The organism is Nocardia sp. NPDC060220, assembly GCF_042727815.1.
In the GTDB taxonomy this organism is placed as follows: Bacteria; Actinomycetota; Actinomycetes; order Mycobacteriales; family Mycobacteriaceae; genus Nocardia.
Genome location: NZ_JBHWZY010000056.1, coordinates 1 through 15,406, shown reverse-complemented (window position 1 = coordinate 15,406; position 15,406 = coordinate 1). Strand labels below are relative to the sequence as shown.

General features: G+C 69.1%; 13 protein-coding genes. 6 read left to right on the top strand and 7 right to left on the bottom strand.

Translation table 11 applies throughout. The features are described 5' to 3' along the window. The coding region (locus ACFWF3_RS04820; protein WP_379312461.1) for a neutral zinc metallopeptidase at positions 1 to 254 on the bottom strand (254 nt) is incomplete at its 3' end. A gap of 209 nt (positions 255 to 463) precedes the next feature. Here ACFWF3_RS04820 and aspS point away from each other — a divergent pair. Both aspS and ACFWF3_RS04810 read left to right on the top strand, forming a co-directional pair. Next, positions 464 to 2,278 carry an aspartate--tRNA ligase gene (gene aspS, locus ACFWF3_RS04815; protein ID WP_379312460.1) on the top strand — a complete coding sequence of 605 codons (1,815 nt, stop codon included), beginning with the start codon at positions 464 to 466 and terminating at the stop codon, positions 2,276 to 2,278. A gap of 75 nt (positions 2,279 to 2,353) precedes the next feature. Beyond that, entirely contained in the window at positions 2,354 to 3,322 is a 969-nt protein-coding gene (locus tag ACFWF3_RS04810) for a DUF389 domain-containing protein (protein WP_379312459.1), read from the top strand. Between the two features lie 2 nt (positions 3,323 to 3,324). On the opposite strand, the gene ACFWF3_RS04805 is transcribed toward ACFWF3_RS04810, so the two are convergent. Continuing rightward, positions 3,325 to 4,335: a hypothetical protein gene (locus tag ACFWF3_RS04805; RefSeq protein ID WP_378989009.1), complete on the bottom strand. Its 1,011-nt coding sequence runs from the start codon at positions 4,333 to 4,335 to the stop codon at positions 3,325 to 3,327. Between the two features lie 193 nt (positions 4,336 to 4,528). Between ACFWF3_RS04805 and ACFWF3_RS04800 the strand changes: the two genes are divergently transcribed. Further along, entirely contained in the window at positions 4,529 to 5,698 is a 1,170-nt protein-coding gene (locus tag ACFWF3_RS04800; RefSeq protein ID WP_379312458.1) for a phosphotransferase family protein, read from the top strand. 76 nt (positions 5,699 to 5,774) lie between these two features. After that, positions 5,775 to 6,596, top strand: coding sequence for a siderophore-interacting protein (locus ACFWF3_RS04795; protein ID WP_379312457.1), 822 nt, complete (start codon positions 5,775 to 5,777; stop codon positions 6,594 to 6,596). A gap of 20 nt (positions 6,597 to 6,616) precedes the next feature. On the opposite strand, the gene ACFWF3_RS04790 is transcribed toward ACFWF3_RS04795, so the two are convergent. From ACFWF3_RS04790 to ACFWF3_RS04780, 3 genes are all read right to left on the bottom strand, one after another. Continuing rightward, positions 6,617 to 7,864: an RNA polymerase sigma factor gene (locus ACFWF3_RS04790; RefSeq protein ID WP_379312456.1), complete on the bottom strand. Its 1,248-nt coding sequence runs from the start codon at positions 7,862 to 7,864 to the stop codon at positions 6,617 to 6,619. After that, positions 7,861 to 8,214 (bottom strand): YciI family protein, encoded by a 354-nt coding sequence (locus ACFWF3_RS04785; RefSeq protein WP_379312455.1) that lies wholly within the window; start codon positions 8,212 to 8,214, stop codon positions 7,861 to 7,863. Before ACFWF3_RS04785 ends, ACFWF3_RS04790 begins: the two co-directional genes overlap by 4 nt. A gap of 133 nt (positions 8,215 to 8,347) precedes the next feature. After that, positions 8,348 to 10,012 carry an alkaline phosphatase D family protein gene (locus ACFWF3_RS04780; RefSeq protein WP_379312454.1) on the bottom strand — a complete coding sequence of 555 codons (1,665 nt, stop codon included), beginning with the start codon at positions 10,010 to 10,012 and terminating at the stop codon, positions 8,348 to 8,350. Between the two features lie 123 nt (positions 10,013 to 10,135). On the opposite strand from ACFWF3_RS04780, the gene ACFWF3_RS04775 reads away from it, so the two are divergent. Further along, positions 10,136 to 11,512: a replication-associated recombination protein A gene (locus tag ACFWF3_RS04775; protein WP_378989015.1), complete on the top strand. Its 1,377-nt coding sequence runs from the start codon at positions 10,136 to 10,138 to the stop codon at positions 11,510 to 11,512. A gap of 12 nt (positions 11,513 to 11,524) precedes the next feature. Here ACFWF3_RS04775 and ACFWF3_RS04770 read toward each other — a convergent pair whose 3' ends face one another. Beyond that, positions 11,525 to 11,920, bottom strand: coding sequence for a hypothetical protein (locus ACFWF3_RS04770; protein WP_378989016.1), 396 nt, complete (start codon positions 11,918 to 11,920; stop codon positions 11,525 to 11,527). 56 nt (positions 11,921 to 11,976) lie between these two features. Continuing rightward, positions 11,977 to 12,696, bottom strand: a complete 720-nt coding sequence (locus ACFWF3_RS04765; protein ID WP_379312453.1) for a helix-turn-helix transcriptional regulator — start codon at positions 12,694 to 12,696, stop codon at positions 11,977 to 11,979. Positions 12,697 to 12,792: 96 nt separating this feature from the next. Here ACFWF3_RS04765 and alaS point away from each other — a divergent pair. Next, a partial coding sequence (gene alaS / locus ACFWF3_RS04760) for an alanine--tRNA ligase (RefSeq protein ID WP_379312452.1) occupies positions 12,793 to 15,406 on the top strand: 2,614 nt, incomplete at its 3' end.

Here is a 15,406-nt window from a genome sequence, read left to right as displayed (position 1 = left end):
ACGTACTTGTTCGCATCGGCGCCGGTTTTGCAGTGGGTCGGCGTTCCCGCGGTCCCCGGCTGTGCCTGCTGCCCGCTCTGCGCGCCGGTGAAGTTGCCGAGCACCGTCCCCGGATCCCCGCCGAGGAGCAATGTGATCACCAACAGGATCAGACCGCCCGCGCCGCCGCCGAGGGCGAGTTTGCCGCCCATGCCGGGTCCGCCGCCCGACGACGCCCGGCCGGGATCGATCTGCATACCTTCGTTGAAGGTCATCGCGGTACTCGCCTTCGCTCGGTTGTCCAGCTGTCTCACAGCGCGATTCACCGTCGGCGGGAGCGGCGACGGCGGACAGGTGTCACAAGCTTGACACGGTGAGGAAGATATCGGTTTTCATCCGGGCACCGTGTCTCACTACGATGGCAGTGCACACGGTCATCTGCGCCGGTGCGACAAGTCCGTGAAAGTCTGTCGAAAGGAATACCGTGCTGCGCACCCACTTGGCTGGTTCGCTGCGAGGCGAGCACGCCGGTCAGACCGTCACCCTCACCGGCTGGGTGGCGAGGCGTCGTGACCACGGTGGTGTGACCTTCATCGATCTGCGCGACGCCTCGGGCGTCTCGCAGGTGGTTTTCCGCGAGGGCGAGGCGGCCGAGCAGGCCCACAAGCTGCGCGCGGAATACTGTGTGCAGGTCACCGGTGTGGTGGAACGGCGTCCCGACGGCAACGAGAACCCCGAGCTGCCGACCGGGCAGATCGAGGTCGACGCCAAGGAACTGGTCGTGCTCAACGAGAGCGCGCCGCTGCCGTTCCAGCTCGACGAGACCCCCGGCGACGAGGCCCGCCTCAAGTACCGCTACCTGGACCTGCGCCGCGAAGGCCCCGGCCACGCCATCCGCCTGCGCTCCAAGGTCAACGCCGCGGCTCGCGATGTGCTGGCCAACCACGACTTCGTCGAGGTCGAGACCCCCACGCTCACCCGCTCGACTCCCGAGGGTGCCCGCGACTTCCTGGTTCCCGCGCGCTTGCAGCCGGGTAGCTTCTACGCCCTGCCGCAGAGCCCGCAGCTGTTCAAGCAGCTGCTGATGGTCGGCGGCATCGAGCGGTACTACCAGATCGCGCGCTGCTACCGCGACGAGGACTTCCGCGCCGACCGTCAGCCCGAGTTCACCCAGCTCGACATCGAGATGAGCTTCGTGCGCCAGGAAGACGTGATCCTGCTGGCCGAGGACATCCTGACCGCCCTGTGGAAGCTGGTCGGCCACGAGATCGTCACCCCGATCCCGCACATGACCTACGCGGAGGCGATGCGGCGCTACGGCTCCGACAAGCCCGACCTGCGCTTCGGGATCGAGATCACCGAATGCGCCGAGTACTTCAAGGACACCCCTTTCCGGGTGTTCCAGGCGGAGTACGTCGGCGCGGTCGTGATGCCGGGTGGTGCGAGCCAGCCTCGGCGCCAGCTCGACGCGTGGCAGGACTGGGCGAAGCAGCGCGGCGCCAAGGGCCTCGCGTACATCCTGATCAACGAAGACGGCACCCTCGGCGGCCCGGTCGCCAAGAACCTGACCGATGCCGAACGTGAAGGCCTGGCCAAGCATGTCGGCGCCGAACCCGGCGACTGCGTGTTCTTCGCGGCAGGCCCCACCAAGGCACAGCGTGCCCTGCTCGGTGCCGCGCGCGGCGAGATCGCCCGCAAGTGCGACCTCATCGACCCGAACGCCTGGGCCTTCGTCTGGATCGTCGACGCCCCGATGTTCGAGCCCACCGCCGATGCCACCGCCAGCGGCGACGTGGCCCTCGGCTACTCGGCCTGGACCGCGGTGCACCACGCGTTCACCTCGCCGAAGCCGGAGTCGATCGATACCTTCGACACCGACCCCGGTGCGGCGCTGGCCTACGCCTACGACATCGTCTGCAACGGCAACGAGATCGGCGGCGGTTCCATCCGTATCCACCGCCGCGACGTGCAGGAACGCGTGTTCAAGGTGATGGGCATCGACCACGACGAGGCCCAGGAGAAGTTCGGCTTCCTGCTCGATGCCTTCTCCTTCGGCGCCCCGCCCATGGGCGGCATCGCCTTCGGCTGGGACCGCATCACCGCGCTGCTGGCGGGCGAGGACTCGATCCGCGAGGTGATCGCGTTCCCGAAGACCGGTGGCGGCGTCGACCCGCTCACCGACGCACCCGCGCAGATCACCGCGCAGCAGCGCAAGGAAGCGGGCATCGACGCCAAGCCCGAGGCCAAGGGCAAGGGCGACGCCGCCGACGCGCCGAAAGTTGTTGCGGCCGAGAAATAGCGGTCATCGGAGGTAGCCCGGTACCTTCTGGTCAGTTCCCGATCGCGACGGCGGGACCGACCAGGAGGACACCGGGTGCTACATCTGCGAGTGATCAGCCCGCCCGAGCAGACCGACGCCGTGGTGCGGGTGCTCGAGGAGGACGCCGGTGTCACTCATCTGACGGTGGCGCGCGGGATCGCCCTCGACCCGCCGGGCGATCTGGTCCAGGCCGATGTGGCGCGCGAGGCGGGCAACAAGGTCCTCGCCGATGTGAAGGCGCTCGGCATCGTTCACACCGGCGGGATCACGCTGGAACCGATCACGGCGGTGCTGTCCGACGCCGCCGATCGCGCGGTCCACGCGGCGCCGGGCGACCCGAGCGACGCGGTCGTCTGGGAGCAGTTGCTCAAGGAGACGCACGAGGAATCCTCGCTCAACGCCACCTTTGTGGCGTTTCTGACGATCGCCTGTCTGCTGGCCTCGATCGGTGTGGCGACCAACTCGCCGGTCACCATCGTCGGCGCGATGGTGGTGGGTCCGGAGTTCGGGCCGCTGGCAGCGCTGTCGGTCGCACTGGTTCGCCGTAACTGGCGGCTGGCCCGGCGTTCGGTACTCGCGCTTGCCGTGGCCTTCCCGGTGGCGATGGTGATCACGCTCGGCGCGACCCTGGTGTGGCAGCAGCTGGGCTGGATCACCACCAAGGGTGTCATCGACGCGCACAATGTCGACTTCATCTACGAGGTGGGGCCGTTCTCGCTGGTCGTGGCGCTACTCGCCGGTGCGGCAGGGATGCTGTCGCTGGTCACCGCGAAGTCGGCGGCCCTGATCGGGGTGTTCATCTCGGTCACCACCGTGCCTGCCGCGGGCTACGCGGTGGTGGCGGCGACGATCGGTCAGTGGCATCGCGCGTTCGAATCGGTCGGTCAGCTCGCGGTGAACCTGCTCGGCATCGTCGTGGCCGGGGTGATCGTGCTCGAGTTGCGACCCCGGGCGGGGGACACGGACGGTCCGCTCGGGCGATTCAAGCGGGCCATCGGCATGCGGTCCGCACTCGACCGCTGACCTCAGACGCGGGCGACCGGTCCCGCCGTCAGCATCCGGTAGGAGTAGGTGACCGCGATGACGCATACCGGCCCCGCGACGAACAGGCCGAGCCCGCACAGTATCGCGCCGACGAGGGTGACCAGCGTGATGGTGAGCGCCAGCAGCAGCGCCGCCCACAGGTTCGCCAGCACCAGTTGCGCGCTCGCCTTGATCGCTTCCACCGGACCGTAGTCCTGGTCGATCACGAAGTGCATCGAGAACATGCACAGGAACCCGGCGACGATGCCGGGCAGCAGGCACAGCGTCGAGGCGAGCAGCGTGACGGTGAAGGCGAGCAGCGAGGTGAGCAGGACATTGCCCGCGTTCACGAACCGGAAATACGACCCGAAAGCCGGTGGGTATCCGTCGGTTTCGTAGAGCGCGCCGCGCACCATCGCCGCCTGCAGCAGCCACAGTGCGACGATCACCATCAAGAACAGCAACAGCACGCTGAACGGCGACGTCGGCTCGACGATCTGGACCACGGCGACGAAGCCGAGATAGATCAGCACGCCCACCGCGGTGACGCCGAGCCACGGACCAGGATTGGCCCGGAATCGTTCCCAGCCGTAGCTCAGCGAACGGCCGATATCGAGGGCTTGTGCTCCCGAATGGTAGTAACCGGGCGTCTGCCCGGCACCGCCCTGCGACACGCCGGATGCGGGGTATACCGGATTCTCCGGTTTCGCCTGGGGGACGGCGTAACCGGAGCCCGTGCCCGCGGGCCCGTACTGCGGTGTGGGCCCCCCGCGTCCGGCAATCGGTGGCGGCGGCTCGACCGGCTCCTGCCCGTACTGGGCGGCGCCGGGTCCCTCGAATTGCGGATAGCCTGCGCCACCGGCCATTCCGTGCCTGCTCGGTCCCGGACCGGGAGCCGGTGGCTGCCCGGTGCCCTCATGTCTGCCCGTGGGGCCGGCGAACTGTCCGCCACCGCCCGGAACAGGCGACCCGCCCGGCGAATCGCTCGATGCGGCGTACGGAGTGTCGGTCACTGTGATAGACCTTTCGACTCAACCGGTTTGCGGTGTGGCGCACAGCAGTTCACGATGAGAAAACCCGACGACCGGCTGATGTGTCAAGCGAACAGGCACACACGCGCAACCTCGGCGCCAACACGCCGAGCGACGCGGAAAGGTTGTCCAACCGCTCGCTAGAAGTGACCGGGTACGAGTAGCTTGAGAGGCGATGACCGCACTATTGGCCGAACGCGCCGCCGACGTCGTGTCCGCAGCACAACAGTTGCTCACAAAGCGAATGGGTGCTCCGGTAAAGCTGAGTGATCCGATGGAGCTCAGCGGCAGTGGTAGGACGACAGTCCTACGCGTGCGTGTTGCGGAAAACGCATTTTCGTTGCCGCGCACCCTGATCGTGAAGCAGGTGCGCGGTTCCAGTCCTGACCGCCGCATCGGTGGTCTGGCGCCCGGCGTCGCCAGCATCGACGCCGCGTTCCTGCGCGAGGCGGTGTCCTACCAGTTCACCACCGCGCTGAGTCGCGAACAGCGCCCCGGAGCCTTCCTGATCGCCCACAGCGTTCCCGACCGGCTCCTCGTGCTGTCGGACCTCGGCGAGAACGCCTTACTCACCTCGGTGCTGCAGGCGCGTGTCGAGCCGGGCACCCGCAACTCGCTGATGGCGTTCGCTCAGGCGCTCGGCCGGATGCACGCCGCGACCGTCGGCCGCGAACCCGACTTCGTCGCCCTGATGCGCCGGGTCGACTCGGCGCATCGCGTCGACGGGATCGCCCAGCAGGCGCAGGCTGCCATCGCCGAGGTTCCAGGTCTGCTCGAAGCCGAGTTCGGCGTCGAGGTGCCCGGGGAGATCGCCGAGCGCATCGTGCACGGCAACCGTCTGTTCACCGGCGGCCGCTACCGCGCGTTCAGCCCGTCGGACCTGTGCCCCGACAACGTGATCATGAACGAGGAAGGCGCGCGGTTCCTCGACTACGAGTGGGGCGGTTTCCGCGACGCCACCCTCGACATCGCCTACGCGCTGGTCTCCTTCCCCGGCTGCCTGTGCGATTTCGAACTCTCGCGCAGCCGTGCCAAGGAGATGGTCGAGGCCTGGCGTTCGGCCGTGGTCGGTGTATGGCCGTCGCTGGCCGACGACACCGTGCTGGCCGAACGAATCCTCGAAGCCCGGCTGATCTGGGTCTGGCTGTCGACGTACTGGTTCCTGCCCGCCGACCACGCCCGCATCGCCACCGCGCGTGAGCACGGGCTGTCGGTGCCGCGCTCGGAGGCGCTGATCAACCGGTGGTCGGCGCTGGCCGAGGACGCGAGGATGACCGGCGACGACGCGGTCGGCGACTTCGCCGAACAGGTCTCGGCGATGCTCGAAGAGCGCTGGTCGGAGTAGCGCCGCCGAGCGGGCTCCCCATTTCCCGGCGCGACACGGGTACCGTCGGCAGGGATCTGAGGAGTTGGGAGCAGCCGTGCCGATACCGGTCACCGTCACAGTCGTCCGCAAGCAGTGGTTGACCCCGCACCTGGTGCGGGTGGTCGGCACGGTCTCGGACGGATTCAGCCCGAACGGGTTCACCGATGCCTATGTGAAGTTGATCTTTCCGGTGCCCGGCGTCGACTACCCCGAGCCGTTCGATCTCGACACTGTGCGCGCGACGCTCGGCCCGGAGAGCCAGCCTGTGCTGCGCACCTACACCGTGCGGTCCTTCGATCCGCAGCGACGCGAGATCAGCATCGACTTCGTGGTGCACGGCGACGAGGGCATCGCCGGGCCATGGGCGCGCTCGGTGGAGCCGGGCGCGCGGTTCTGGTTGAACGGACCCGGCGGTGCGTTCGCGCCCGACCCGGCGGCCGACTGGTACCTGTTCGCCGGCGACGAGTCGGCGCTGCCGGCCATCGCGGCCGCGCTCGAGGCGCTACCCGCCGGTGTGCCCGCCCTGGTGTTCGTCGAAGTGGGCGGCACCGAAGACGAGATCGCCCTCGACTCGCCCGCCGACCTGCGCCTGCAGTGGGTGCATCGCGGGGTGTCCTCGGACCGGATCACCGACGACCTCGCCGGGGCCCACTCACCACTGGTGGCCGCGGTGCGCGCGGCCGAGTGGCTGCCCGGACAGGTCCACGCGTTCGTGCACGGGGAGGCCGAGGCCGTGATGCGTCAGCTGCGTCCCTACCTGCGCAAGGAACGTGCCGTCGCGCCGAAATGGGTCTCGGTCTCGGGGTACTGGCGGCGCGGCCGCACCGAGGAGGGCTTCCGCGAGTGGAAGCGGGAGCTGGCCGCCGAAGGCGCCTGATCCGAGTTGCCCGGTGCCGGTCAGCTCGTCAGCGCGACGAGTTTGTCACGCAGATGGGCACGTTCGACCGCGTTGTCGGTGAGCAGCAACGCCGACTCGTAGGCGGCGATCGCCTCCTCGGTACGTCCGAGATCGGCGAGGAAAGCGGCGCGGGCGGCGTCGAGATAGCCGTAGGTCGCCAGCGCCGGTTCCGCGCCGAGCGGATGCAGTAAGGCCAGCGCCTGCGCCGGATCGCCGGCGAGACCGACCGCGATGGCGTGATTGAGCAGCGCGACCGGCGACGCGGAATCGCGCAGCAACAGTCGATACAGTCCGATGATCTCTCGCCAGTCGGTGTCGGCCCACGTGGGTGCCTCGTCGTGGACCGCGGCGATCGCGGCCTGCAAGGTATACCGGTCGGTATGTGGCAGAGCGTGTTTCACCAGCGCGATGCCCTCGGCGATGGCCGCGTGATCCCAGCGCTCGCGGTCCTGGTGTTCGAGCGTGCACAGATTGCCGTCGTCGTCGACGCGCGCTGCCCGGCGGGCGTCGGTGAGCAGGATCAGCGCCAGCAGCCCGGTCACGGACGGGTCGTCGGGGACCAGCGCGTGCATCATCCTGGCCAACTGCAGCGACCGGTCGACGAGATCGGCACGGACCAGCACCTCACCCGCCGGCGCGGTATGGCCGGTGGTGAACAGCAGATGGATCACCGCGCAGATGGAATCGAGCCGCTGCGGCAGTTCCCGCACCGAGGGCACCCGATACGGAATGGCCGCGACCGCGATCTTCTTCTTGGCTCGGGTGATGCGCGCGGCCATCGTCGACTCGCTCACCAGGAACGCGCGAGCCACCTCGGCGGTGGTGACACCGCAGACCAGCCGCAGAGTCAGCGCGACCTGTGCCTGCGGTGCGAGCGCGGGGTGACAGCAGGTGCTGATCAGCCGCAATCGGTCGTCGGGGATCGCCGGGTCGTCCAGGTCGGCCAGCGCCAGATCGGCGGTGTCGGCGACCGGCTCGTCGACGACGAGCTGGGGCAGCGCCCGCCGGAAGGTGCTGTCGCGACGGAGCAGGTCGAGGCCCCGGCGTCGCGCGACCGTCGTCAGCCAGGCGCCGGGCTTGGCCGGGACACCGTCGCTCGCCCAGACGGTGAGGGCCGTCGCGTAGGCATCCTGGACGCATTCCTCGGCGAGGTCGAAATCGCGGACCAGCCGCACCGTCGCGGCGAGCACGAAGGCCCATTCACGACGGTGCGCCTGCTCGACGGCCGCGGCCGCCACCGTGGTCACGACTGCGGGTAGACCTGGATCGGGCGAACCTCGACGCCACCGGTGGGGGCAGGCACCCGCGCGGCGATCGCGATCGCGGCATCCAGGTCGGGCGCCTCCAACAAGTAGTAGCCGCCGAGCGCTTCCTTCGCCTCGGCGAACGGCCCGTCGGTGATGACGACCTCGCCGTTGGCGTCGTGGCGGATCGTGGTGGCGGTCGCGGTGGGCTGCAACGCCTGCCCACCGAGATTGGCGTCACCGGCGATCTGCTGGAAGGTGCGATGCGCGGCGAGCATGTCGTCGAACTCGGTGGGGGAGTACGCGGCGTAGGTGGCTTCGTCGCCGTAGATCAGGACCAGGTACTGGCTCATGATGTGCTCCTTCGGGTGTGGGGCTGCCCGCTCGTCGGGTGCCGTACTCACTCGACGAGCGACCACGAGCGCAATCGACAACCCTGTCCGAAGAATTCTGCGCCGATTTCCGCCGCGTCGCGGCGAACCCCGGTCAGGGCATCGGCGTCGGCCGCGGTTCGAGCCGACCGCCCGCCGGAACGGCGAACGACGCGCCGTGGCGCACGCCCGTCGCGGGATCGGTGACATCGGCGAGGTAGAACCAGTCCATCTGCGTCTGCGTCGCGGTCACCTCGAGCACGCCGAAACCGTGCGAGTCGAGCTCGACGTAACGCAGGTGGTGGTTGGCTGCCTTGATGGCCTCTTCCGCCGGTACCGACGCGGTGCGAGCGGGCATCTTCAGCAGGTCGCCGACACTCGAGGAGGTGACCGACGGGATCACGAACTCCGCGCCGACAGTCGGTCCGCCCGGGTAGTTCGCGGCGTTCACCGGCAGGTCGGCGGCCCAGGAGGTGTGGATGTCGCCGGTGAGGAACACGACGTCGCCCACTTCGTTGTCGGCGATCGCCCGGAACAGCGTGGTGCGGTCGGCGGTGTAGCCGTCCCACTGGTCGCCGTTGACGGTGATCCCGCCCTGCGGAATACCGAGTGCCTCGGTGATCGCCTGGGTCGTGGCCGCTTCCAGTGGCGGGAACACCAGCGGCGCGACCATCACCGAATTGCCGACCAGCTTCCAGCGGGTGGGGGAGGAGGTGAGTCCCGCGGTGAGCCACGCCATCTGGGCGCGGCCGGTGATGGTGCGCGACGGGTCGTCGGCGTGGCGCCAGCCCCCGCCCGGCCCCGCCTCCTCGTCACGGTAGGTGCGCAGATCCAGCATCGACAGTTCCGCCAGCGTGCCGAATCGCAGGCGTCGGTAGATCTGCACCTGGCCGTCGGCGCGCGTGGCGCGCACCGGCATCCACTCCAGGTAGGCGCGGGTGGACGCGGCCTTACGGTCGGCCCAGGGGCCTTCGGTGGCGGGGTCGTGGTTCTCCGCGCCCTCGCGCCAGGAGTTGTCGGCCGACTCGTGGTCGTCCCAGGTGCAGATGAACGGCACGCCCGCGTGCAGGGCCATCAGGTCGGGATCGGTCTTGTACTGGCCGTGGCGGGTGCGGTAGTCGGTGAGGGTGACGATCTCGTTCGCCGGGTCGTGTGCGCGGACCGCGCCGTTGCGGCCGGTGTACTTGCCGCGGCCGTACTCGTAGATGTAGTCGCCGAGGTGCACGATCGCGTCGAGATCGGTGCGCGCGGCCAGGTGCCGGTAGGAGCCGAACCAGCCTGCTTCCCAGTTGGCGCAGGAGACCAGGCCGAGGCGGAGGCGGTCGACCTCGCTGTCCGGTGCCGGCGCTGTTCTGGTGCGGCCGACGGGTGAGGTCTCGCCGAGCGCGGTGAAACGGTAGAAGTAGTCCTCACCGGGGGTGAGGCCGGTCGCGTCGACCTTGACGGTGTGGTCGGTGTCGGCGGAGGCGGTGACGGTGCCGGACGCGGCGAGCGTGCCGAAGCCGGCGTCGGTGGCGATCTCCCAGCGCACCGCTGCCGCGTCGCCGAGGCCGGAACCTGGAGCGGCGTCCTCGGCGACCGTGACCCTGGTCCACAGGATGACCGCGTCCGGTAGCGGATCGCCGGACGCGACGCCGTGCCGGAAGACAGCACCCGCGGCGTGCGCGGGCGCTGCGGTGCCCAGCACCGCGACCGCCGCGACCGCCGTGGAACCGGCGAACAGGGTGCGGCGGGCGAACCCGACCGGCTGGGAGGTTACGGCGCTGTTGTTTTCGACCACGATCAGCGATCACAGCCCACGAATCGCTCGGGCGCAAGTCGACCCGGGGATTGTTGGTCAACTGTCCATCTGCGTGGCAGGTCCTGGTCGATCTCCGCGGTCGGTTGGTGAGCTTCGCAGGACATGTCCGAGGGCCTCGGTACCCTGCACAACGTGAGCGACAGCCTTTTCGACGTGCCCGGCGAACACGCGTCCGCCGAACCCGGCGCCGACGCGGTGTTCCGTCGCGACTCCGGCGCGCCGCTCGCCGTCCGCCTGCGCCCGGCGAACTTGGACGAGGTGATCGGCCAGACGCATCTGCTCGGTCCCGGGTCTCCGCTGCGTCGGCTCGTCGAAGGGTCGGGGGCGGCATCGGTGCTGCTCTACGGCCCGCCCGGCACCGGAAAGACCACGCTGGCCTCGTTGCTCTCGCAAGCCACCGGCCGTCGGTTCGAAGCGCTGTCGGCGCTCTCGGCCGGCGTGAAGGAGGTGCGGGCGGTGATCGACCTCGCCCGGCGCAGGCTCGCCGCGGGCGAGCAGACCGTGCTGTTCATCGACGAGATCCACCGCTTCTCCAAGACCCAGCAGGACGCGCTGCTGGCCGCCGTCGAGAACCGGGTCGTGTTGCTGGTCGGTGCGACCACCGAGAACCCCTCGTTCTCCGTCGTCTCCCCGTTGCTGTCGCGCTCGCTCGTCCTGCAACTGCAACCGCTCACTCCCGACGACATCCGCGCGGTCCTCGCCCGCGCGATCAGCGACCCGCGCGGTCTCGCCGACGCCTACACCGTCAGCGACGACGCGATCGAGCACATCGTGCGGATCGCGGGCGGCGACGCTCGCCGCGCGCTCACCGCGTTGGAGGCGTCGGCCGAGTCGGCGACCGAGGGCGCCGTCGACCTGGAAACGGTGGAGGCGACCGTCGACAAGGCTGCCGTCCGCTACGACCGCGCGGGCGACCAGCACTACGACGTGATCAGCGCGTTCATCAAGTCCATTCGCGGCTCCGATGTCGACGCCGCCGTGCACTATCTGGCGCGCATGCTCGCCGCGGGCGAGGACCCCCGCTTCATCGCGCGCCGCTTGATGATCCACGCCAGCGAGGACATCGGCATGGCCGACCCGATGGCCCTGCAGACCGCGACAGCGGCCGCCCAGGTCGTCCAGCAGGTCGGCCTGCCCGAATGCAAACTCGCCTTGGCGCAGGCCACCATCCATCTCGCGACCGCCCCGAAATCCGGTGCGGTGACCACCGCGATCGGCACGGCGATGGCCGATGTCTCACGCGGCAAGGCCGGTGCCGTCCCGCCGTACCTGCGCGACGGTCACTACGCGGGCGCAGCCCTGCTGGGCAACGCCCAGGGCTACAAGTTCCCGCACAAGTACCGCGAAGGCGTCGTGGCCCAGCAGTACCCACCCGACGAACTGGTCGGCACCGACTACTACCTGCCCACCGACCACGGCAACGAACGCACGATCGCCCCGCGTCTGGAAAAGCTGCGCCGCATCATCCGCGGCAAGTGAGGCGGGGTGCGGTCAGTCGAGCGTGAACGGACCGGCGCCACCGACCGACCACACCTTGCGCAGTTGCCCGCCGACCGCTTCGAAGACGTCGATCCCGCCGTGCGCGGGAATCTCGTCGTGGGTTGAATGCCAACGGACAGCGAATGTGCCGGTGCCGGTGGCATCGAGACCGCCGACCGCGTCGGAATCGACGACGAACCCGACGTCGGGTCGCTGCGCCCGGTATTCGGCGACGAACGAGGCGAACGCCGCGGGCCCGCGCAGCGCGTCGGCGATGTCGCGGGTCGGCGAGGCGAAACGGATGCTGAAGTCGTCGGTGAGCAACGCCGTCGCGAGTTCGGTGCTGCCGTTCCACAGCTCGGTCCAGGTCGCGGCGAGCTGATCGGCGGTGACGGTCGTGGTTGTCATGGACTACTCCTTCGAGTCGGGCCGCGGCGGGTGCGGCGGCCTGCGTCATCCAGAATTCAGTCGTTGCGCGACAGCGGTGTGTCGGTGATCGCCGTCACATCGATGAGCGTGCCGAACCCCGTCGGGATCGCCGACAGGTCCACCTCGCGTTCGGGACTCGCCTCGTCCAGGACATCGGCGGCCAGCACCCGATCGAGTCGAAATCCCCGCAGCCCCGCCCGCATCCGGCACCAGGCGTACAGAAACCACTCCTCGCCCGCCAGGAACGCCAGCGGTTCCACTTCCCGCGAGGTGGTCACGCCCTCGCTGTCGGCGTAGTCCAAGCGCAGCACTCGCCGCCGGATCACCGCGTCGAGAATCGCGGGCGAGACCGCTCTCGCCGGATCCACCGGCAGGAATCGGATCCGCTCCACCAGCGCGGTAGCGCGCACTCGGTCCTGTTCGGGCAGGACCGCCACGATCTTGTGTACCGCCGAAGCCGCCGCCGCGGCGAACGGCGTACCGGCCAACCGTGGCAACGCCACCGCGAGGGCGGTGGCCTCGGCCGTCGTCAGACTCACCGGAGCGAGCGTTCGATGCCGATCGAGCGCGTACCCGCCCGAGCGCCCCGGCACGGTCATGATCGGCACCCCGGCCTGGGCCAATGCGGCCAGATCGCGTTCGATCGTGCGGGTCGACACCTCGAAGCGGGCCGCGAGCTGCCGGGCGGTCCGCGGTCGCGGGCTGTAGGCCCGCAGTTCCTCGGCGAGTGCGTAGAGCCGCTCGGTTTTCGTCACGACGCGATTGTCGTCGATCCACTGTGCCACCGGCGTGGCGCGGACCACCCCGGTCGATGAAAAAGCACCCGCACCGGCCCGGTAGGCTGGGTATTTGTGCAGACCCACGAGATTCGACGACGGTTCCTGGACCATTTCGTCCGTGCCGGACACACCGAGGTCCCCAGTGCTTCGCTGATCCTGGCCGACCCCAACCTGTTGTTCGTCAACGCAGGCATGGTCCAGTTCGTTCCGTATTTCCTCGGTCAGCAGACCCCGCCGTACGCCACCGCGACCAGCGTGCAGAAGTGCGTGCGCACCCTCGACATCGAGAACGTCGGCATCACCACCCGCCACAACACGTTCTTCCAGATGGCGGGCAACTTCAGCTTCGGCGACTACTTCAAGCGTGAGGCCATCACGCTGGCCTGGACGCTGCTCACCGACAGCGTGGAGGACGGCGGCTACGGCTTCGATCCCGAGCGCCTGTGGGTCACCGTCTACCTCGACGACGACGAGGCCGAGCGGATGTGGCTCGAGATGGGCGTGCCCGCCGACCGCATCCAGCGCCGCGGCATGGCCGACAACTACTGGTCGATGGGCATCCCCGGCCCGTGTGGCCCGTGTTCGGAGATCTACTACGACCGCGGCCCCGAGTACGGCGTCGAGGGCGGCCCGGAGGCCGACGAGGACCGCTACATCGAGATCTGGAATCTCGTGTTCATGCAGAACGAGCGCGGCGCGGGCATCTCCAAGGACAACTTCGAGATCCTCGGCCCGCTGCCCAAGCAGAACATCGACACCGGCATGGGCGTCGAGCGGGTCGCGTTCCTGCTGCAGGGCGTGGACAACGTCTACGAGACCGACCTGATGCGCCCGATCATCGACAAGGCCGAGGAACTCACCGGCCGCTCCTACGGCGTCGAGCACACCGACGACGTGCGCTTCCGCGTGATCGCCGACCACGCCCGCACCGCCGCGATGCTCATCGCCGACGGCGTGAACCCCGGCAACGACGGCCGCGGGTATGTGCTGCGCCGCCTGCTGCGCCGCATCGTGCGTTCGGCGCGCCTGCTCGGCGCCGAGAAGCCGGTGATGGCCGAGCTGATCAAGGTCGTCACCGACCTGATGGCGCCGTCCTACCCCGAGCTGGCCACCGACTTCTCGCGCATCGAGACCGTGTCGGTCGGTGAGGAGATGGCGTTCCTCAAGACCCTCAACACCGGCGAGACCCTGTTCGACAACGCCGCCACCGCGGTGAAGTCCAAGGGCGGCAAGCAGATCACCGGCTCCGACGCGTTCGCCCTGCACGACACCTACGGCTTCCCGATCGACCTCACCCTCGAAATGGCCGCCGAGGCGGGCCTTTCCGTCGACGAGGACGGTTTCCGCTCGCTCATGGCCGAGCAGCGCAAGCGGGCCAAGGACGACGCCCAGGCGCGCAAGCACGCCCACGCCGACCTCACCGTCTACAAGGAACTGGTCGACCGTGGCGCCACCGAGTTCACCGGTTTCGACGAGCTGACCTCCGAGGCCACTGTGCTGGCCCTGATCGCCGACGGCGTGCGCGTCCCGGTGGCCACGGCAGGCCGCGACATCGAGGTCATCCTCGATCGCAGCCCGATGTACGCCGAGTCCGGCGGTCAGATCGCCGACCGCGGCACCATCACGGCCTCGGGTGTGAAGCTGCAGGTCAACGACGTGCAGAAGATCGCCAAGAAGGTCTGGGTACACAAGGCCACCGTCGAGTCGGGCCAGCTCACCGAGGGCGATGTCGTGCTCGCGCAAGCGGATCCGGCCTGGCGTCGCGGCGCCACCCAGGGCCACTCCGGCACGCACATGGTGCACGCCGCGCTGCGCCAGATCCTCGGCCCCAACGCCGTGCAGGCGGGTTCGCTGAACAAGCCGGGTTACCTGCGGTTCGACTTCAACTGGCAGGGTGCGCTGTCGGAGCAGCAGAAGGCCGATATCGAGGCCGTCTCCAATGACGCTGTCGGCGCGAACTTCCCGGTGAACACCTTCGTCACCGATCTGCCTAACGCCAAGAAGATGGGCGCGATGGCGCTGTTCGGCGAGAACTACGGCGACGAGGTGCGCGTCGTGGAGATCGGCGGCCCGTTCTCGATGGAGCTGTGCGGCGGCACCCACGTGGAGCACTCCTCGCAGATCGGCCCGATCACCCTGCTGGGTGAGGCCTCGGTCGGTTCCGGTGTGCGCCGCGTCGAGGCCTTCGTCGGCCTCGACTCCTACAAGTACCTGGCCAAGGAGCGGGCGCTGCTGGCCGGTGTCGCGTCGTCGCTGAAGGTGCCCTCCGACGAGGTGCCGGGGCGCGTGGAGCAGCTCGTGGAGCGGCTCAAGGTGGCCGAGAAGGAACTGGAGCGCACCAAGATCGCCGCGGTGCTGTCGTCGGCGGGCACCTTCGCCGAGCAGGCCGAGCGGGTCGGTGCGGTGCGTCTGGTGGCCGCCGCGGCGCCCGAGGGTGTGTCGGCCGGTGACCTGCGGACGCTGGCCACCGATATCCGTGGCCGTCTCGGCAGTGAGGCCGCCGTGGTCGTGCTGCTCGGCAACGTCGAGGGCAAGGCACCGTTCGTGGTGACCGTGAACAAGGCCGCCCAGGATCTCGGCTTCAAGTCCGGCGATCTGGTCGCGGCCTTCGGACCGAGTATCGCCGGGCGTGGTGGCGGCAAGCCGGAGATGGCGCAGGGCGCGGGCTCGGATCCGTCGGGCATCC